A 19,373-nucleotide genomic window follows, 5' to 3' on the forward strand; every position below is an offset into this window, starting at 1 on the left:
GGAAGGCCAATTTGAAATTGCCGCAATCGCGGTGCACCATAACGACATGGAAACTCCATTAATTACAGGCGCTTTCGCGCTGCTCCTGATTACGATTTCCCTGCTGCAGCCCCTTGCCAGACGGCTTGGGCTGGCGCCCAGCGTTTTGCTGGCAACGGTCGGCACCATGATCGGCATTCTGGCGATCTATCTGCGCTACACTGCCGAAACGAATGCCTTCAACGCTATTGCGGACGTCTTCATCAATCCCCCTCTGGATTCGGAGATGATCCTCTACATTTTTCTGCCAATCCTTCTGTTTCAAACCGCACTCACTCTGGAAGTTCGACGGATCGTCGAGGACATTGCCCCGATCCTGCTGATGGCGGTTGTCGCCGTCTTCGTCGCAACAGCCTTTATCGGCTTTGCCCTCTATCCGCTGGCAACGCTGTTTTCGCTCACCGACATCACGCTGATCGCCTGCCTGCTGCTGGGCTCGATTGTCGCCACGACGGACCCGGTTGCCGTTGTCGCCATCTTCCGGGACATTGGCGCGCCTGCGCGGCTCGGCCGCATCGTGGAAGGCGAGAGCCTGCTGAACGATGCTGCCGCCATCGTGATCTTCGTCATCCTGCTGCACATGCTGGCCGGTCACGAGACCATGACCGTAGGCGAAGCCGCCATTGCCTTCTGCCGATCTTTCGCCGGCGGCATCATCGTGGGGGCGCTGCTTGGCCGGATTGCGGTTTCCCTTCTGCCCATCATGCGCGACATTCCGCTGGCACAGGTGACCCTGAGCCTGGCACTGCCCTATGGCACCTATGTGCTCAGCGACCAGTTCGTTGACGTGTCCGCCGTTGTTGCCGTCGTCTGTGCGGGCACGGTGTTCAACCTTTACGGCCCGGCCCGCATTCAGCCGGCCAGTTGGCAGTTTCTCCATGCGGTCTGGGAGCAGATCTCCTTCTGGGCTGCTTCGCTCATCTTCCTCCTGTCAGCCATCCTGATCCCGCGTTTCGTGGAAGGCTTCACGCCAGTCGACATCCTGTTGCTGTTCGTCGTCATCGTCGCCGCATTGGCCGCCCGTGCGGTCGTCATCTTCGGACTGCTGCCGGTGCTCAGCGTGTTCCGGATGGGACAGGCGGTCAACGACCGCTACAAGACGGTGATCCTGTGGGGCGGCATGCGCGGCGCCGTCACGCTGACGCTGGCGCTCAGCGTGTCCGAGCATGCGATGCTCTCGGACGAAGTGTCGGTCTTCGTCACCAAACTGGCGACGGGCTTCGTCCTGTTCACGCTGCTGGTTTACGGCACCAGTCTGAAGCCACTGATCCGGCTGCTCGGCCTCGACAAGCTGAATGCCCGCGACGAGGCCTTGCGAACACAGTTCCTGGCCCTGGCTTTGTCAGACGTCCGGCACGAGCTGGAAACCGCCGCCCGCAACTATCACATTGCACCGCGCGTCACGGACGATGTGCTGAAAGACTACGAGAGCCGTGCGGAAGCCGCAGCTGCGGAAACCAACAAGCTGGAAGAACTGAAGGACTGGGACCGCGTGCGCATTGGCCTGATTGCGCTGGCCGACCGGGAACAGCAGCTCGTGCTGGAGCATTTCCATGAAAAGACCATCTCCGGACGGTCTGTTTCGCGGTTCCTGGCCCTGACCGGACGTACCGGCGACCTGACACGAAGCGACGGCCGGTCCGGCTACAATCAGGCTGCCCGTCAGCCGTTGAAATTCGGCCTCGGCTTCCGCCTCGCCCAGACGCTGCAGCGGCGGCTCAGGATTGCCCGGCCGCTGGCCATCCGGCTTGCCGACCGGTTCGAATTCCTGCTGGTTTACCGGATCCTTGCCGACGAGCTGGTCGATTTCAACAACAAGCGGATACGCCCCCTGCTCGGTGACCGTGTTGCCGACATTCTGCAGGACACCCTGGCGATCCGGCAGGACGAGACCCTTGCAGCCATCGATGCCCTGCGCCTGCAGTATCCGGATTACGCCGACGCCCTGGAAGGACAGTTCCTGCGCAAGGCCGGCGTCCGGCTGGAAGAAACCGCCTATGACGAAGCCAAGGAGCAGATGCTGATCGGCACCGAGCTGCATCGCGACCTTCTGCGGGATGTCGAACGGACCCGAAAAGCCTGTCACACGCGGCCTAAACTCGATCTTGGCCTGAAGACCCGCGAACTCGTCAGCGCGCATCCGCTGTTTGCGGACCTCACCCGCAAGCAGCAAAAGGCCATTCGCCGGATGATGCGGCCGCAGTTCGCCACACCGGGCGAGAAACTGATCCGCAAGGGCGACCGCGGTGATGCTGCCTATTTCATTGCGTCCGGCGCTGTGGAAGTGCGTGCACCCAGCCACAACATCCGTCTTGGCCGTGGTGACGTGTTTGGTGAAATCGCGCTGATGACCGGCGGCCGCCGCAGCGCGGATGTCGTCGCACTCGGTTATTGCCAGTTGCTCAGCCTCCGGGCGCAGGACTTCAAGGCGCTGCTGGCCGAAAACGAGGACTTGCGCAACCACGTCGCCATGCTGACCAAACGGCGTCAGCTTATGAACCTGGACGATGGTGAAACGGAAATGGAAGATCCTGTCTTTCCCATTTTCACCGAGATCAGAACCAGCAACCAGACCGGTGAGGAGCTGTCCCCGGAGACCGTTCTTGCGGAGCCTGATGCAGGAGAAACAGAAACCGAAATTCTCACCTTCGATGAGGCGGACGCGCAGAATGACCCGTCGCTGATGGAGAAGTTGAGCGCGGCGGATACCGTCACTGCAACGCCTGAAGAGCCGTCTCTGTCGGAGAAGGACAACGGCAGCCACGACGAAGAAGGCAAAGAATTACAGGAAGCCGCCAAGAGCGACGCCGGCTCTGCCGATGCGGAACCGGAAAAGGGTGGCGCTGAAGACGCGCAGCCACGCTCGAAAGGCCTTGAAGCTTCTGCTGCGGACGCATCAGCACCGGACCAGGGCAAGACGGAACCAACTGAAAAGGCCGCCGCCACGAGCGAGCCTGAGGAAATTCGAAAGCCTAAGACCAAGACCCGCGAGACGGCATAGGCCCCTGATTGGAATACAATCGCCGCAGCGGACGTTCCCCTGCGGCGATGGTACGCCGTATTATCCGGCTTTCTGAATTTCGACCGAATGCGGATAGGGAATGGAGATGCCACCGGCATCAAACGCTTCCTTGACCGACTTCAGCATGTGGAACTTCAGTTCCCAGTAGTTTGCGGCATCACACCACAGCCTGACGCCAAGATCGACCGAACTGTCTCCCAGATTGGTCAACCGGACCCAGGGCTCCGGATCATTGTGAACGCGCTCGTCCGCGTTGGCGACATCGAGAATGATCTGCACCGCCTTGTCGATATCGTCGCCATAGTCGATGCCGAAGGTCAGATCGAGACGCCGGGTGGAATGCGCCGAGAAATTGGTGATGACCGTGCCCCAGGCCTTGCCGTTCGGCATGATGATCTGAACGTTGTCCGGTGTCACAAGCTCGGTGACGAAGATGTTGAGATCCTTCACCGTTCCGGACGTTCCGCCGATATCGACATATTGGCCCATTTTGTAGGGCCGGAAGATGATCAGCATCACGCCTGCGGCGATGTCGCTCAATGTTCCCTGCAACGCCAGGCCGATGGCCAGTGTACCGGCGCCCAGCACGGCAACGAGACTGGTGGCCTGAATGCCGAAGAGCTGCAGAACCGCGATAACCGTGATGAGCAGGATCAGCCAGCGAACGATGGATGCGGCAAAGCTGCCGATCGTGTCGTCGATGCGCGGGTGAGCCACGATCCTGCTCTTGACGATGCTCGACAGGAAGCCGGCCAGAAACCAGCCGATCACCAGAACGATGATGGCTTTCACTGCGTTGATGATCAGTGGCGTATAGACGCTCACCTGGTCGATTGCGCTTTCCATGAAGTCCCTCCGTTCCCATGCAATCACTTGAATACGTGGAAGTACTATCAGCAGATTTAGGCACTGGCCAGCAATGCACCCTGAGATTGCTGTAACTTACCGGAATATTGCCGGGGAGCTGGCTTCATCGGCTGAACCGGCAAGCCAATCCTCGAGAAACTGTGCCATTTCCTCGTTGCCGCATCCACTGATGCAGCGCGGATCAAGCAAGCTGCCGGCCTCAAGCAGCAGGCGTGCACAGGCGATGTGATCGGCTTCACGGCGTTTCGGGGCAAATTCCGAACCGTGGACGACAGTGTCGAGAGCATCGCCACCAAAGCGGTTCTTGCGGGTAAGATCCGGTCCAAGCGAGAGGAAATAGGCCATTTCATCCGCAAGGCCGTTCCAGCCCGCCACCTGCAAAGGCGGCAGTCCCATGTCGTCGGGCTCATTCGGGTCCAGTCCGGCCGCAATCAGCGCCTTCATGTGTTCCAGCTTGCCTGGCATGAAGGCGAGCCGGGTCAGCAGGCTTTTGTCTTCCTTGCTCAGACGCGCAGTATCGAAACTACCAGGATTTGCCTTTCCCTCGGCGCAGGCGGCCAGAACCTGTTCGTTCCGGTCCAGCGTGTGCGCATGACCTTTCTCCGCCAGGTATTTGGCGACCGGCAGATTGCCGTAAATCAACGCCATGGCGTATCCGGTATGGCCGTCCCAAACCGCGTCCGGATCGGCGCCATGGGCAAGCAACAGCTCGACAACCTTCACCGAGCCACCGCGCCGGGCTGCCTGATGTAGGGAGGGAATCGTGTTCATGGGCTGGCCGCTCGGATGATCCGGCACGGTGATGTTCGGATCGGCTCCGGCTTCCAGGAGCAGACGGACCTTTGTTTCATCATCGAAATCGAGTGCACGCGGCAAGGCATTGGTCCCATCCGGCTGCGCACCATGCTTCAGAAGCAGTTCGAGTGCACGCGGATGCTCAAGCTCGGTGGCATGGTAGAGGCTTTCGTTATCGTTGGGACTGGCTCCCTGTTCCAGCAACCAACGGCCAAGGTCGAAATTATCCGCGTGACACAAAGCGCCGTAGAGCGCGGACAGCATGTGTTTGTCGCCCGGCCTTTCCGGGTAACCGTCATTCACATCCGCGCCGTTGGCGACCAGCAGTTCGGCAATGGCAATCATGTCTGCCGCCCGTTCCGGACGCCGATGTATTTCCTTGGAAAAAGCCAGATGCAGGATCGGCGAGCGTACACCCACCAGGCGCGTGGCGGCTGCAGGGTCCGCTGCCACCACCCCGCGAACGGCGTCGAGGTCGCAAAGGGCAACCTGAAGGCCGAAATTGTCGTCCTTCAGCGTCGGGTCATCGGCAAGCAGTTTTTCCGTAACCCAATGCTGGCCGAAATAGAGCGCCTGTTTCAAACGCTCTGCCCGCTCATCCCTGCTCAGGGATGCTGCTTCGAGGGTGAATTTCAGCTTCGGCCAGCTGTCATGACCGGCTTCACGGGCAATGACATGAAGAAAATCCGCGTGGCAGAGGGGCTTTGAGGGGTCTACGTGGGCAGAAACGCGTTCAGTGGCTTCCGCCTCGCCTTTCAGAAAGGCTTTTCTGAGACGGCGTGCGAATTTCTTGAAGTCGTCGAGGGAAGTTGCAAGTCCTGCGGACATGGCTTTTCTCCTGTGTCAAAAGCCCGGGCGATCCGCTGGTGTCGGGCGCAGGTGAAAAACCGGCATATGGCGTCAGAAGTCAGGGTGCTTTCGCTTTCCGCGGATCCGGCAGCCGCCCTCGTCGGCGACGCCAAATTGCATGAGGACACAACGGATTGCAACCCCGGAGGTCAGTCCGAACCGTTCTCCCTCTCGAACCGTTCTCGAGCCGAGGAGACAGCGGCTTCGTTCTCGATCGCCCAGTTGGTGAGCGCTTTCAGTGGCACCAGAAGCGTCCGGCCGAGCGGCGTCAGCGAATAGTCGACACGCGGGGGAATGCTGGGGGTCACGACGCGGTTGACCGGGCCGTCCTTTTCAAGTTCCCGCAAGGTCGCTGTCAGGGATTTCTGGGTCACGCCGCCAATCGACCGCTTGAGATCGGAAAACCGGCGCGGTTCATATTCAAGATGGGCAACCACCAGGCTGCACCATCTGCTGCCGACAGTTTGCAGCAGTCGTCGGACCGGCACGCAGCGCGGATCCTCGTGGTGCGGCAACTGTTCACGCGGCAGCTCTTCGACGGGTTTTGCCAGTGGTTTCATCAAGGATACCTCGGTTTCCAAAAAGTGCCGTCTTGCGGCCGGCTCAGTCTTACATCATTTCATACCGGTATCCAACGTATACCGAGGTATCGTCTGGATACTCCTCCCAAGCTTTTGTTTCTCAAGGAATTCATCATGTCGCTGAAACTGAAGATCATCTCCGGGTCGACCCGGCCTGGCCGCGTCGGGCCGACGATCGCGAAATGGGCAGCCAGTGCCGCCGAAGCGCATGGCGGCTTCGAGGTGGAAAGCATCGATCTCGCCGACATCAACCTGCCGCTTCTGGACGAGCCGGCGCATCCGGCTGCCCAGCAATACACCCACGACCATACCAAGCGCTGGAGCAGCATTGTCGCCGACGCAGACGCGTTCCTGTTCCTGACCCCGGAATACGACTATTTCGCGCCGGCATCGCTGGTGAATGCCGTGCAGGTGCTTTACCGCGAATGGAACTACAAGCCGGCCGGCATCATCAGCTACGGCGGCATTTCCGGTGGCCTGCGCGCGTCGCAGACGCTGCGCGAACTGCTTGGCAACGTCAACGTAATGGCTCTGCCGCAGGTGGTTCCGGTTCCCTTCTTCCCGGAATTCATCAACGACGAAAGCGTCTTCACGCCGAACGACAAGATGAGCGAAGGCACCACCCAGCTTCTGGGCGAGCTGACCAAGTGGGCAACCGCCCTGAAAACCATGCGCGGTTAAAAGACAAGGCCGCCGGATGTCTATCCGGCGGCCCCTAGATCTTCTGAACAGTCTGGAAGACCAGGTTCTACTTCTTGACCGGCCCCAGGTCGCATGGCGCCTTGCTCTCGTCAGGTACGAAGAAATCGGGTGCCAGTGCCAGGCTCGGGTCCACCCGATACTTGTCGAAATCGGTGACACCGCGACTGGCCAGGAACGTGTCGTCAATGACGAACTGTCCGGTAAATTCCTTCGACGGTGTGGTGAAGATCTCGTAGGCCGCATCGGCCAGAATGTCCGGCGTCCGGCTCTGCTGCATCATCTTGTCACCGCCGATGATGTTCTTGATCGCCGCAGTCGCGATGGTCGTGCGTGGCCATAGCGCGTTGACCGCAATTCCCTTGGAGCGCAGCTCGCCTGCCAGCCCCAGCACCACCAGGCTCATTCCGTATTTGGCGATCGAATAGGGCGTGAAGGGCGCGAACCATTTCTCCTGCATGTCCAGAGGGGGCGACAGCATCAGGATATGCGGGTTGTCGGACTGTTTAAGATGTTCGATGGCATGCTTGGAACAGGCAAGCGTTCCACGGGTGTTGATCTGGTGCATCAGATCGAACCGCTTCATGTCGGTCTGCTGCAGCGGGGTCAGTTGAATGGCACTGGCGTTGTTGACCAGAATGTCGAGCCCACCGAAATGCGCCGCGGTCTTGTCCATCGCTTCCTTGACCGCTTCGTCGTCACGCACGTCGAGCAGCACAGGCAATGCCTTGCCTCCTGCCGCCTCGATTTCCTCGGCCGCGGAATAGATCGTGCCTTCCAGTTTGGGATGTGGCTCGGCTGTTTTGGCGGCGACGGCAACGTTGGCTCCGTCACGCGCGGCCCGCAGCGCAATTGCCTTGCCGATCCCGCGCGACGCGCCAGTGATGAAAAGTGTCTTGCCCTTCAGGGACATGGTGGTTCCTCCGTAAGCCGCTCTCCGGCGACAACCTTGCGGTCTGAAATTTTCTCATCCGAGCAAACGTGGCTCAGGCCTTCTTTTTCGTCATGAAAGCCTGGAAGGCAGCTATCGTTTCCGGCGCACTCAGCCGGCTGGCGAAGATCCTGATTTCTTCCTCTACGCGCTCGGACAGCCGAGCTGTGTCGCCGCGCAGAAGCTTTCTGGAAAGCGCCATTGCTTCGGGTGGCTTAGCGGCGATTTCCTTCGCGCAGGCAAGTGCCGCCGCGTCGACGTCACCTTCGACAACCTCGTTTACCAGTCCGGCCTGTGCCGCCTTTTCGGCCGAAAAGGCGTTGCCGAGGCAGAGCAGCTCAAAGGCCCGGGCCGGCCCCATGATCTGAGGTCCGAGCAGGCTGGACCCTGCCTCCGGAACAAGCCCAAGATCGACGAAGGGGGAACGGATGAGGGCGCGCGGGCTGGCAAACACCATGTCGCAATGCATCAGCAAGGTTGTACCGACACCGATGGCAATACCGTCTATCGAGGCAACCAACGGCTTTTCGTTGCGAACCAGAGCCCTCAGGAACCGGACGACCGGTGTTTCACCAAGCCCGGTCTTGCCAGCGTATTGCAGGAAGTCGCCAATATCGTTGCCGGCGGTAAAAACTTCCGGCAGGCCGCAAATCAGATGGCAGCGAATATCCGCATCCGTGTTGCCTGTTTCCAGAGCTTCGGCGAGATCACTGTACATCTGCCCGGTCAGGGCATTCTTCTTTTCCGGCCGGTCCAGACGCAGGGTCTGGACACCGTCTTCAAGGGACTTGCGGATCATCATCTACTCCGATCAGGCGGTTCAGGACGCCAGGGCTTCGGCGTCGAACGCCTGAATTGCTTCGGCGGACAGAAGAATATCCGACTTCAAACCGGCGGTTTCCCCCATTGTGGTTTCACAGAAACTGCGGGCAAGCAGCGTACGTTCTGACAGCCGCTGTGCCGGTTCACCTGTCGAGGCAAGCGCCCCCTTGGCAAGCAAGGCGCCGCCCAGGGTCAGTCCGGCCAGCCGCAGATAGGGCGTCGCCCCGGCCAGGGCATCGCCGATCCTGCCGTCCGCCTGCGCGCTCAGCATGAAGCTCGTTGCTTCCTCAAGATCCCGGATACTGGCCGAGAGCCGATCCGCGGTGGCACCGAATTCAGGGCGGTTGGAGGCAGCAACCTCGTCGGCCACGGTCTGCAGCTCCGCGATGAAGCCCTTGATGTGTTCACCGCCGGACAGCGGCAGCTTGCGCATGACCAGGTCGATGGACTGGATACCATTGGTGCCTTCATAAATCGGGGCGATGCGCGCGTCGCGCAGATGTTGTGCGGCGCCGGTTTCCTCGATGAAGCCCATGCCGCCGTGTATCTGAATACCCAGCGAAGCGACCTCGACGCCGAAGTCGGTCGGCAGCGCCTTGGCGATCGGCGTCAGCAGACTTGCACGCTCGTTCCAGAAGGTCTTGCCGGCTTCGTCTTCGGCAATCTTCGACATGTCGATGGCGTGGGCGCAGGCGTAACAGATGGCGCGGGCAACCTGCGTGCGCGCCTTCATGCCAAGCAGCATGCGTTTGATATCCGGGTGGCGGGCAATCGGGCTCATGCCTTCGCCGGTCTCGCCGGGAGCCCTGCCCTGCTTGCGCTCCAGCGCGTAGGCAAGCGCATGCTGATAGGCACGCTCGGCCACACCAAGCCCCTGAATACCGACTGCAAGGCGAGCGTTGTTCATCATCGTGAACATGCAGGCCAGACCGCGATTTTCCTCACCGACCAGCCAGCCGATGGCACCGCCCTCGTCGCCATAGACCATGGTGCAGGTGGGCGAACCGTGAATGCCCATCTTGTGTTCGACACCGGCCACCTTCACGTCGTTGCGCTCACCCAAGGAACCGTCGTCGTTGACCAGGAACTTCGGTACAAGGAACAGCGAAATGCCCTTGGTGCCTGCTGGCGCATCCGGCAGGCGCGCCAGCACCATGTGGACGATGTTGTCGGTAAGATCGTGGTCGCCGTAGGTAATGAAAATCTTCTGGCCGAAGATGCGGTAGGTGCCGTCGTCCCGACGCTCGGCCTTTGCCTTGAGCGCGTTCAGATCCGAACCGGCCTGCGGCTCGGTCAGGTTCATGGTGCCCATCCACTCGCCGGATACCAGCTTCTCCAGGTACTTGGCCTTGAGCTCTTCCGAAGCGTGTTTTTCCATCGCCTCGATAGCACCGATGGTCAGCGTGGGCCCAATGGCGAACGCCATTGAACCGGAGTTCCACATTTCCAGCGCCGCCGCCGACATCATCACCGGCAGGCCCTGGCCGCCGGACTCCGGATCGGCAGTCAGGCTGTTCCAGCCGCCCTCGATCCATGCATGATATGCCTCGCGCCACCCTGGAGGAGTAGACACCTTGCCATCGGCAAGCGGTGTGCCGTGCTTGTCGGCAACAGCATTGAGAGGGGCGATTTCCTCGGCGGCGAACCGGCCCGCCTCTGTCAGGATGGCATCGACAAGATCGTCGCCGAGTTCGGCATGACGGGCACTCTTTTGCAGGTCGGACAGACCGCAGACATGTTTCAGAGTGAAGGCAATCTCATCGACGGGTGCGCGATACATTCAGGTCCTCCCAAAACCAATTGGCTTTCGATTCTTGCCGCCGGATGGCGGTTTTCGCTGTTCCGAGCTTGACGGCGGCAAGGCTACTCCGCAAAAGGCGCTATCGACAGCGGTTTGAAAGGACAATAGACCCGTTGACGTTAACGTCAACCCGTATCGCAGCGGCAGGTCATCGTCTTTTTGGTCAATTGCGGAAATGACATGTCCGGTCGGCTCGAGCCCTTCCGGAACTCATTGTACCGCCATTGTCGAAACCGAAATCTTCGCACATCCGGGCAGCTCTCGACTGCCGGATACGCAAGCGAGTGAGGCACATGCGGACTTGGACGCTCGACATCGCGGCACCTGGCTGGAAGGCAGCGCCTGAAGCAGATGCTGTGTGCGCTGCCCTGATGGCGGGTGACCTTGTGGCGGTGCCGACCGAAACCGTTTACGGCCTTGCCGCCGACGCCACCAACGGCACGGCCTGTGCAAAGATTTTTGCCGCCAAGGGCAGGCCCCAGTTCAATCCGCTCATCTCCCACGTCCAGACGCTGGATGCTGCTCTGGAGCATGGTGTTTTCGACGAACGTGCACTTGCACTGGCTGAAGCCTTCTGGCCCGGCCCCTTGACGCTGGTCGTGCCCAAACGCCCGGATTCCCCGATTTCCGATCTGGCCACTGCCGGACTTCAGACTGTTGCACTTCGGGCTCCGGTCGGTCCGGTGATGCGATTTCTGGCGGAAAAGACCGGCAGGCCCCTCGCCGCGCCAAGCGCAAACCGTTCGGGCAAGATCAGTCCGACACGGGCAGAAGACGTCGTTGCCGATCTCGGCCCTTCGCTCAGCTTCGTCATTGACGCGGGCGCTTGTGCCGTCGGCATAGAATCCACCATCGTCGGCCTTGTTGACGAAACTCCGCGCCTGTTGCGGCCAGGCGGCCTTGCCCGCGAGGACATCGAACGCGTACTTGGCCAATCGCTGCAAGGCGCGAGCCCCGACATGCGGCCGGACGCTCCGGCGGCCCCCGGCATGTTAACATCTCACTATGCCCCCGACGCTGCGATGATACTGAACGCCAGCGAGGTGAACGCCGCAGACGGACTGCTCTCATTCGGGGCTGATCGTTTGCCAGGGGCTGAAAGTGCACAGGCTGAATTCAACCTGAGCCCGGCAGGTGACCTTGCCGAAGCTGCCGCAAATCTGTTTCGCGCCATGCGATTTCTGGACGCTAGGGGTGTCCGCGTCATCAAGGTGCAGTTTATCCCCAGCTTTGGATTGGGCGAAGCGATCAACGATCGGCTACGCCGCGCGGCGGCACCACGCGACTGACCCCGACCAACGCTTGCGATGGAATGAGCCGGCTAAATTTATCCGGCAATGATTTGGCGCATTCTTTGGCACCAAAACAAAAGGCCTTAAAAAACAGCAACTCGGAAGCAGGCGCTAAAATTCAAGCTGAATCCGGACCGCCTTAAGTTAACCGAAGAGAGACGCAAGTTTCCGCTTTAACGGACAAGCAACCGTCGCCCTCGCAACTCGATTTTGGTTAAGCAAACCATACAATATCTATCGAGATACGACCCTCTACTGCAAACTTATCAACACCATGCCCCAAATGGATTACGGTAAAAAGCTCGCATTCCCTTACTGGAATCACGTAGTTTAAGAATCAGATTTGAGATGCAGCGGACCTCCCCTCGGGCATTGCGGTGCTCGCACCTCGGTAAGGGCCGGCAAAGAGCCGGCCCCTTTTTTTGACCTTCCCTTTCCATGACCCAAGTCCGACCAGCCGAAGCGGAAGCCGGTACACCAGGACGCGTGCGACACTGGCCCAGTCTGCTGCCTCATGTAGGTCACCTGCCTCAAACGCGCTCGATGCGCCTCCCTCGATGCGGGACAAGCCGAGGTGGAACCGGTATCGGGGTCCGAGTTGGGTCTGATCTGACTTGCTCAATGCCCCGCCCGAACTCCCGGCTTTCCTTTCCGCGGCTCACCAATTTTGCCGCAGTCGTTATTCCAATGCGGGAATTGACAGCCTGTCCGGCAACCGTTCTGATGCAGAGCCGACAAAAGATAACAATCGACCTTCCGGAAACGCCCCCTTGTCTACCTTGCTTCTGCATCATTCGTCCTATCTCGACCACCTGACACCCGTGGGGCATCCGGAGCGACCGGACCGGATCCGGGCGATCGACAGGATCCTGGAGCACGAAAAATTCCAGTCCGTGGAACGCGACCTCGCTCCCATGGGAACCGTTGAGGACATCGCCCGCGCCCACCCGATGAGCTACGTCGACCAGATCCACCGGCTGGCGCCGGCGGAAGGAACAGCCCGGGTTGATGCGGACACCACCATGTCGCCCGGCACCTGGGAAGCAGCGCTTCGCGGCGTTGGCGGTGCATGCCGTGCGGTCGACGAGGTCTTGACGAAAAAGGTCAACAACGCCTTTTCCGCTTCTCGCCCACCGGGCCACCACGCTGAAAAAGACCGCGCCATGGGCTTCTGCTTTTTCAACAACGCAGCGGTTGCCGCGCGTTATGCGCAGGCAAAGTTCGGACTGGAGCGGGTGGCCATCGTCGATTTCGACGTTCACCACGGCAACGGCACGCAGGACATTTTCTGGGACGACCCCACGGTAATATATTGCTCCACCCACCAGATGCCGCTCTATCCGGGTTCGGGAGCCGCCTCGGAGACCGGAGAAGCCAACACGATCGTGAATGCACCTCTGGCCCCGGGAGAGGATGGAACCGGCTTCAAGGAAGCGTTCGAAGTCCTGCTGCTGCCTCGCCTCAATCACTTCGCGCCGGAGCTGGTCATCATTTCCGCAGGTTTCGATGCGCACATGCGCGACCCGCTTGGGGGCCTTAATCTGGTCGAGGCCGACTTTGCCTGGGCAACACGCGCGCTGATGGACGTTGCCGACGCCCACAGCAACGGTCACCTGATCTCCGTCCTTGAAGGCGGATACGATCTCGAGGGCCTGGCGCGATCGGTCGCAGCCCATGTCATGACGCTGATGACGGGTTAAGCGATCCCGCTTCGGCGCAGCAAGACCGAAAAGCACGGGGATGACCGTCTGAAGGCCCAAATGAAACCTTGACCTTCAGCCCTCAGACCGCAAGTTTCCCTCAAGACCAGATGCCATCCAGACAAACGGGATCCGACCGATGACCGATGCTGCCAACGATATTGCCGGCCTTTCCTTTGAAGAAGCGCTGAAGCAGTTGGAAACCATTGTGCGGGAACTCGAGCAGGGTAACGTACCGCTGGAGCGAAGCATCGACATGTACGAGCGTGGTGATGCGCTGCGCAAACATTGCGACACGCTCCTGAAATCGGCGGAAGCCAAGGTCGAGAAGATCCAACTGGGTCAAAATGGCGAAGCCAGCGGCACCGAAGCACTCGACCCGCAGTAATCCGACAAGATCATTTTCCAGTCCGACCAGACGCCATTCCGTCAGATCGCGGACAGCCCCCCCCTTATACGTGGCCTGATCGGTCGACAGGGGCTTTTAGCTTACTTCAAACTTCATCGTCTTGACCGGCTTGCAGCTGGTCAACTGCCATCCGCATTGTCGCCGGCATTGCGAGCGCGTCACCCCGTTGATGTGTCGACCACCCTTATCGAGACGACGGCGTCAACCGCGGCCAAGCTGCCAGCACCAGCCAGCATTCACCTTCATTCATTTTGAAGTAAGTTCGAGTTCCATCCCGCTCCCGACACAACAATTCCCTCACTATTCAACGACTACGCAATCATCCGTACCCTAGGTTACTATCTCCGGTTTTATTGCTATTTACTCGATAAGTTGATAAAATCATTGTCAAAATAGAATCCTGACAATGTAATCACTAATAGACGCAGCAGAGCATGCCGGCACTCAGCCATCGCGACCACGTAGAACTACTTATGCGGATGCTCAAGCGTCCGTTGCAATCTGAAGGTTGGCACCCGGTACTGAACTTCATCGACGACAAACTGAACTGCAGAACCTTTCTTGCCGAATACGATGGAGACGGCACACCGTTAAGGTCCCTGGGCGGCGAAAACCAGGCCAGAGAGCTCGCGACCCTTTTCAGCCGTATTGAAACGGTGAACGGCAACTCCGCATTTCAGTTCCTGCTCACCGAAGCCTCCCAGCTCTACCCCTATTCGAAGACATCCCTGGCGAACCATCGTCAGACGGCATCCGACCCCGCTACCGGATCGCAGGAAACTTCGCACCCAGATGCGAATATGGCAGGCAACTGGCTGGAAAATGCTCCCGGGCTGGTTACGCCAGTCAGGCGCACTGCACACTCTTCCGTCCTGTTTGGCTGCCTTTTCAGAGGATACAGCACCGAAAGGATTGACGCGGACCGGGCCAGCGCGACCTTTCACACCCTTGTCAGTGCGCTGCTGCCCGCACTCGATCTGCATTTCCAACTGGAAAAACAACGGCTCGAAAACCAGTTCCAGGAATTGATGCTTTTGGAACAGGAGGGCGCTGCGGTTCTTGTCGACGCTAACCGGGTGATACTTGCCGAAACGTCAGAGGGGCTGGAAAGGTTGAACGAACTGGATATCGCCGTCCGTCGGCAGCGGCACCTGGCGATCAACAGCAGACGCCTTGAGATTGCCCTTCAAGAACAACTGGCGACTTTCGAAGACGGTGGCATCGCAGACCCGACAAGCGTCCTTTTTTGTCCCGCACCGGAGAGCGGACTTGTCTGCCGGGTGTCGCTGGAGACCGTTTCGTGCCCGGGCCTGCCGCCGGACGCCTGCGCACAACCTTTGTTTTTGATCCGCACGACAACATCAAAAGACCCTCCGGAAGAGGTCGAAATTTGCCTTCAGGACCACTACGAGCTTTCACATTCCGAAGCACGCCTGGCCTGGCATCTGACCATGACAGGCGCACTGAGCACTACGATCCAGGATCTCGGCATCACGCAGAACACTGCAAAAACACACCTGCGACGGATCTACGAAAAGACCGGAGCGCACACACAACTTCAACTCGCACGGCTCGTCCACCGGATCGCCCGCCTGTTTTGAAAGTATTCAGGAACGCAGAATTTTGTGTTGAAGCCACTTGCTATCATTATTGTTTCAGCAACCGAAATGCGGCCAACGCACAAAAAAATGGAGCCGTGGACTACGACTCCCAGTTGATCACTGTGCACGTGGCCCCATCGACCACCCTCAATCCCTAGGCCAGTTCCAAATGCTTTGCATCACCCAAAGGGGTGATTGCGCGTATTTTCACTAAAAATTGCACGGTTTCTGCCAAACACCGTCTTAAGTCTTTTGAGGCAAAGGCGGGGTAAATTTTCGACCGAAATCATGAGGCCAATTTGGCGCATACCCCCTGCCCGATTTGCGCCCTATATCCGGTTGGTGTATGCCTGCCCGCCATGTTTCAAATCGTGGAGCTATCTCCAGAGTGACTTCCAAGCCCGATACCCCGCTTCTTGACAAGGTTAAGTCCCCGGCCGATCTGCGCCTGCTCGATGAAAGCGAACTCAAGCAGCTCGCCGAAGAGTTGCGTGCGGAAACGATTGACGCCGTGTCGATTACTGGCGGACACCTGGGCGCCGGGCTCGGTGTCGTGGAACTTACGGTCGCGCTGCACTACGTGTTCAACACGCCGGAAGACAAGCTCATCTGGGACGTCGGCCACCAGTGCTATCCGCACAAGATCCTGACGGAACGCCGCGACCGCATTCGCACGCTTCGCCAGGGTGATGGCCTGTCCGGCTTCACGAAACGCGCCGAAAGCGACTTTGACCCGTTTGGTGCAGCCCATTCCTCCACGTCGATCTCGGCAGGCCTCGGCATGGCCGCCGGACGGGATCTGAAGGGCGGAAACAATAACGTCATAGCGGTGATCGGTGACGGCGCCATGTCCGCCGGCATGGCCTACGAAGCGATGAACAACGCCGGCCATCTCGGCTCGCGCCTTATCGTCATCCTGAACGACAACGACATGTCCATTGCGCCGCCGGTCGGCGCCATGTCCGCCTATCTGGCCAGGCTCGTTTCAGGGCCGACTTACCAGACCTTGCGCGATGCGGCCAAGAACCTGGTGAAGAACCTGCCCAAACCCGTGTTCGAAAAGGCGGCCCGGGCTGAAGAATATGCCCGCGGGTTCTGGACAGGCGGCACGCTGTTCGAGGAACTCGGCTTCTATTATGTCGGCCCGGTGGACGGTCATAACCTGGAACACCTGCTGCCTGTTCTGAAGAACGTCCGCGACACCCACCATGGCCCGATCCTGATCCATGCGGTCACGCAGAAGGGCAAGGGTTATGCTCCTGCCGAAGGGGCCAAGGACAAGTATCACGGCGTCGCCAAGTTTGATGTCGTCACAGGCAAGCAGTCCAAGCCGAAGGCCAATGCGCCCAGCTACACCAACGTCTTTGCGACATCCTTGATCAAGGAAGCGGAAACGGACGACAAGGTGGTCGCGATTACAGCCGCCATGCCGGACGGCACAGGCCTTGATCTGTTCGGCGAAGCCTATCCGAAACGCACCTTCGACGTCGGTATCGCCGAACAACATGCGGTTACCTTTGCCGCGGGTCTTGCGACCGAAGGCTTCAAGCCCTTCTGTGCGATTTACTCCACGTTCCTGCAGCGAGCCTATGATCAGGTTGTGCACGATGTGGCGATCCAGGGTCTGCCGGTACGTTTCCCGATAGACCGTGCGGGCCTCGTTGGTGCGGATGGCCCGACCCATGCAGGCGCTTTCGACACCGCTTTCCTGACCTGCCTTCCCGGTTTTGTGGTCATGGCGGCTTCGGACGAAGTGGAGCTGCGCCACATGGTGGCAACTGCCGTTGCCTATGACGAAGGCCCGATCTCCTTCCGATATCCGCGCGGCGAAGGTGTCGGTCTGGAGATGCCGGAACGCGGCAGCGTGCTTGACATCGGCAAGGGTGTCATCCGCAGGGAGGGCACCAAGGTTGCCCTTCTCAACTTCGGTGGCCGCATGAGCGAATGCCTCAAGGCGGCGGACGAACTGGATGCGGCCGGTCTTTCGACCACAGTCGCAGATGCCCGCTTCGCAAAGCCGCTCGACATGGACATGATCCGCCGTCTTGCCCGCGAGCATGAAGTTCTCGTGATGATCGAAGAAGGCTCCGCCGGTGGTTTCGGCAGCCATGTGCTGACCCGACTTGCCGAGGAAGGCTTGCTGGACAACGGACTGAAAGTGCGTGCCCTTGCCTTGCCGGATGCCTATCTCGACCACGACAAGCCGGACCTGATGTATGCCCGGGCAGGCCTCACCTGCGACGGCATACTGAAGACCGTCTTCACAGCGCTCGGAACGGCCTCCGTCAGCGCGCCGCAACGCGCCTGACCGGTCTTCAGGTCACCGGCTCCAGCACGCGGCATACTGTAATGGACAAAGTCGATTGGGGAGCGGGTTTCAAACCTGATTGACACAGGCCGCCATACCTGAAAAGGCTGGTCGAAAGAAACAGACGCGTCGGATCAATCCGGCGCTTTTGTTTTATTTCTGGAGCACGATACCGGCCGCGACGCTTCTGTTGGAGCTGCGGCGATCCATCGTCAGGATGCAGCCATGGCTCAGACCCTTCTTTCCGTGTCCGCTCTCTTGTTGTCCGTTGCCCTGCTCATATTCGGGCACGGTCTGCAGACGACACTGCTGCCGCTGGCCGCCGAACGGTTTTACTTCACCGACTTCGAAATCGGTCTGGTCTCTTCGGCCTATTTCTTCGGCATGGTGCTTGGCTGTCTCGGCGCACCTCTGGTGATCATGCGGGCCGGGCACATTCGCGCCTTTGCCGCACTTGTTTCGCTAATGTCGGCCGCCGCCATCCTGCATCCCGTGCTTATCGACCCCTATGCCTGGATGATCATCCGCATGATCTCCGGCTTCAGTCTTGCCGGCTTCTACATGATCGTCGAAAGCTGGCTCAACGAAAGCGCGTCCAACGAGAACCGCGGCACGGTGATGTCGTTTTACATCGTCATCCTGTTCGGTGCCCTGATGCTGGGCCAGATCTCGATCGCGTCGATGAATATTGCCGATTTCATCCCGTTCGCGATTGCCTCGGTGATGGTGTCCCTTGCGGTGATGCCCGTTTCGCTGACCACCTCGACCCAGCCTGCACCGATCACGCTGGTGCGGTTCCAGCCCGTCAAGCTCTACAAGAACTCCCCTGCCGCCTTCATCGGCGTGCTGTTTATCGGCAGTTCGCAAGGAGCCCTGCTGACGCTGTCTTCGCTCTACGGATCCCAGATCGGCCTCTCGACCAAGGAAGCCGCCTTTTATGCGGCGGCCATCGTCGGCGGCGGGCTTATCGCACAGTGGCCCGTTGGGCGTTTGTCCGACCGCATTGACCGGCGTCTTGTGATCGCAGGGCTGGGGATCGCAACCGCTGCCGTTTCGGCTGCTATCGTGTTCTTCTCACCGAAGGACTTCACGATTGCCATACTGAGCGCCGTGGCCGTGGGCATGGTCGTCCAACCGCTTTATGCAATCGCGGTTGCGCACGCCTTCGACCACGCGGCAGCTGAAGATTTTGTCGCCACGTCGTCCGGCATGCTGCTGTCGTTCGGTATCGGATCGATCATCGGGCCACTGGCCGCCTCCATGATCATGAGCAACACCGGCCCATCCGGGCTCTACATCATGATCATTGGGGCGAATATCCTGATGGTGATCTTCATCCTTGCCCGCGTCCTGACCCGTCAGGCACCGACAGCAGAAGAAAAGACCGACTTCGAATACGCTTCCACGGCACAGGTCGGTTCGGTTATCTCCGCTGAACCGCTGGATGCAGCAGCAGAAGAATACGTCATCGCGCCTGAAGATTTCCCCGCCTACGAAGACGACATCTACAATTTCGAATCGTCATCCGATGCAGAGGCAGAGGCAGAGGAAAACAACGCGTCCGCTGAAGGCGCCGCAACGGATGAAGCGCCGGATGCGACTGCAGACAAGACAACTCCAAAGAGCTGACACCGTCACGCGGCGGGTGACAGGCATC

Annotated in this window: 14 protein-coding genes; 8 read left to right on the forward strand and 6 right to left on the reverse strand. The window is 59.6% G+C overall.

Annotated elements, in window-relative coordinates; translation table 11 throughout:
- The first annotated feature begins 46 nt into the window (after positions 1-46).
- Positions 47-3,040: a cation:proton antiporter gene (locus tag FIV03_RS27655; protein ID WP_152511735.1), complete on the forward strand. Its 2,994-nt coding sequence runs from the start codon at positions 47-49 to the stop codon at positions 3,038-3,040.
- Between the two features lie 60 nt (positions 3,041-3,100).
- On the opposite strand, the gene FIV03_RS27660 is transcribed toward FIV03_RS27655, so the two are convergent.
- The 3 genes from FIV03_RS27660 to FIV03_RS27670 all read right to left on the reverse strand — a co-directional run bounded on the left by FIV03_RS27660 (position 3,101) and on the right by FIV03_RS27670 (position 6,132).
- Positions 3,101-3,907, reverse strand: coding sequence for a mechanosensitive ion channel domain-containing protein (locus tag FIV03_RS27660; RefSeq protein WP_152511736.1), 807 nt, complete (start codon positions 3,905-3,907; stop codon positions 3,101-3,103).
- Positions 3,908-4,003: 96 nt separating this feature from the next.
- Entirely contained in the window at positions 4,004-5,551 is a 1,548-nt protein-coding gene (locus tag FIV03_RS27665; RefSeq protein WP_152511737.1) for an ankyrin repeat domain-containing protein, read from the reverse strand.
- A gap of 170 nt (positions 5,552-5,721) precedes the next feature.
- Complete coding sequence (locus tag FIV03_RS27670) at positions 5,722-6,132, reverse strand: helix-turn-helix domain-containing protein (protein ID WP_152511738.1); 411 nt, start codon at positions 6,130-6,132, stop codon at positions 5,722-5,724.
- A gap of 135 nt (positions 6,133-6,267) precedes the next feature.
- Here FIV03_RS27670 and FIV03_RS27675 point away from each other — a divergent pair, with 135 nt between their 5' ends.
- Entirely contained in the window at positions 6,268-6,834 is a 567-nt protein-coding gene (locus FIV03_RS27675) for an NADPH-dependent FMN reductase (protein ID WP_075283303.1), read from the forward strand.
- Positions 6,835-6,901: 67 nt separating this feature from the next.
- Here the strand turns inward: FIV03_RS27675 and FIV03_RS27680 are convergent, their stop codons facing one another.
- The 3 genes from FIV03_RS27680 to FIV03_RS27690 all read right to left on the reverse strand — a co-directional run bounded on the left by FIV03_RS27680 (position 6,902) and on the right by FIV03_RS27690 (position 10,385).
- Positions 6,902-7,765, reverse strand: coding sequence for an NAD(P)-dependent oxidoreductase (locus tag FIV03_RS27680; protein ID WP_062490086.1), 864 nt, complete (start codon positions 7,763-7,765; stop codon positions 6,902-6,904).
- Between the two features lie 73 nt (positions 7,766-7,838).
- The gene (locus tag FIV03_RS27685; protein ID WP_173013966.1) at positions 7,839-8,582 is read right to left on the reverse strand and encodes a crotonase/enoyl-CoA hydratase family protein; all 744 of its coding nucleotides are present in this window, start codon (positions 8,580-8,582) and stop codon (positions 7,839-7,841) included.
- A 21-nt stretch (positions 8,583-8,603) separates the two neighbouring features.
- Positions 8,604-10,385 (reverse strand): acyl-CoA dehydrogenase, encoded by a 1,782-nt coding sequence (locus tag FIV03_RS27690; RefSeq protein ID WP_152511740.1) that lies wholly within the window; start codon positions 10,383-10,385, stop codon positions 8,604-8,606.
- A 314-nt stretch (positions 10,386-10,699) separates the two neighbouring features.
- On the opposite strand from FIV03_RS27690, the gene FIV03_RS27695 reads away from it, so the two are divergent.
- From FIV03_RS27695 to FIV03_RS27720, 6 genes are all read left to right on the forward strand, one after another.
- Positions 10,700-11,695, forward strand: a complete 996-nt coding sequence (locus FIV03_RS27695; protein WP_152511741.1) for an L-threonylcarbamoyladenylate synthase — start codon at positions 10,700-10,702, stop codon at positions 11,693-11,695.
- A gap of 773 nt (positions 11,696-12,468) precedes the next feature.
- Positions 12,469-13,398, forward strand: a complete 930-nt coding sequence (locus tag FIV03_RS27700) for a histone deacetylase family protein (RefSeq protein ID WP_173013967.1) — start codon at positions 12,469-12,471, stop codon at positions 13,396-13,398.
- Between the two features lie 139 nt (positions 13,399-13,537).
- Positions 13,538-13,786, forward strand: coding sequence for an exodeoxyribonuclease VII small subunit (locus tag FIV03_RS27705; RefSeq protein ID WP_006933521.1), 249 nt, complete (start codon positions 13,538-13,540; stop codon positions 13,784-13,786).
- A 494-nt stretch (positions 13,787-14,280) separates the two neighbouring features.
- Positions 14,281-15,408: a hypothetical protein gene (locus FIV03_RS27710; RefSeq protein ID WP_152511742.1), complete on the forward strand. Its 1,128-nt coding sequence runs from the start codon at positions 14,281-14,283 to the stop codon at positions 15,406-15,408.
- A gap of 346 nt (positions 15,409-15,754) precedes the next feature.
- On the forward strand, positions 15,755-17,716 hold the full coding sequence (dxs, locus tag FIV03_RS27715) for a 1-deoxy-D-xylulose-5-phosphate synthase (protein WP_152511743.1): 1,962 nt from the start codon (positions 15,755-15,757) through the stop codon (positions 17,714-17,716).
- Between the two features lie 225 nt (positions 17,717-17,941).
- Complete coding sequence (locus tag FIV03_RS27720) at positions 17,942-19,345, forward strand: MFS transporter (RefSeq protein WP_209009809.1); 1,404 nt, start codon at positions 17,942-17,944, stop codon at positions 19,343-19,345.
- The last annotated feature ends 28 nt before the right edge of the window (positions 19,346-19,373 follow it).

Source organism: Labrenzia sp. THAF187b (assembly GCF_009363375.1).
In the GTDB taxonomy this organism is placed as follows: Bacteria; Pseudomonadota; Alphaproteobacteria; order Rhizobiales; family Stappiaceae; genus Roseibium; species Roseibium algicola.